The 301-nt window shown below is 31.9% G+C and carries 1 protein-coding gene; it reads right to left on the reverse strand.

Features of this window, described 5'->3' with window-relative positions; genetic code table 11:
- The coding region (locus tag GPK60_RS10955; protein ID WP_346727767.1) for a transposase at positions 1-251 on the reverse strand (251 nt) is incomplete at its 3' end.
- Between the last annotated feature and the right edge of the window lie 50 nt (positions 252-301).

The following is a 301-nucleotide window of genomic DNA, read 5'->3' on the forward strand; positions in this document are numbered from 1 at the left end:
GACATCTTGTGCAGATAATCTTTTCTGGTATTTGTTATTTTTTCATGGCATAATGCTATCTTTTTCTTTGTTTTGCAGTAATTTTGACTTCTTTTCTCTTTATGGGCTAACTGCCTTTGCAGTTTCACCAGTTTCTTTTCGTATTTTCTGATGATTTTTGGATTTTCGTATTTCTTTCCAGCTGAAGTAATACATAACTCCTTAATACCTAAATCTATTCCTGTATTTTGATTTATATGTGGCAGTTCCACGTGTTCTGTTTCCACTAAAATTGATACATAATATTTTCCACTCGGAACTT

Source organism: Ruminococcus sp. MCC718, from assembly GCF_018783905.1.
Taxonomy (GTDB): Bacteria; Bacillota; Clostridia; order Lachnospirales; family Lachnospiraceae; genus Hominisplanchenecus; species Hominisplanchenecus faecis.